The sequence below is a fragment of the Roseitalea sp. genome, assembly GCF_984466335.1.
This window is the reverse complement of sequence record NZ_CFIFWG010000154.1, coordinates 1-491: the sequence shown is the minus strand read 5'-3', so window position 1 is coordinate 491 and position 491 is coordinate 1. Positions and strand designations below refer to the sequence as shown.

At 68.8% G+C, this 491-nt stretch carries 1 pseudogene; it reads right to left on the bottom strand.

Annotated elements, in window-relative coordinates:
* Positions 1–298: 298 nt before the first annotated feature.
* A pseudogene (locus tag AC5E6L_RS12675) lies at positions 299–491 on the bottom strand (hypothetical protein); the annotation flags it as partial.

Here is a 491-nt window from a genome sequence, read left to right as displayed (position 1 = left end):
AGAACATGGGCAACACCTTCTCCGCCCATGTCCCCGACCTGCCCGGTTGCGTGTGGCGGCCGGTGCGATGCCGGAGGAGGCACGGGCCGGAATTGCGGTCGCCATCCGCTTCCACCTCGACGGCATGATCGAAGACGGCCCGCCCACCCCCAATACCGCAAACGATCGCCATTGAGGTCGACGGTTAGCAGCCAAGGCCCCCTCGGCCTCCGAGCCGAGGATGACGGCGGTGGTTTTCGCGCCCTGACCAAGGAAGGCCGGCAGAGGGGCGACGGCGGCAAAGGAGGGCCGCCGTCGCCTACCAGTTGACGTTGAGGCGACCGCCAAGGGCAAATGCCCAGTCGTTTCCGACCGTGTAGGCGAAGGTGTCGCCAGGGCCTCTGCCCAGGACGGCCTCGCGAGCCACAGAGCCGGCGGTCAGATAGCTCACGCCCCCGCCCAGTTCCAGCGAGGCGCGCTCGTTGGCGAGCCGCACGCCCGTTGCCAGCGTC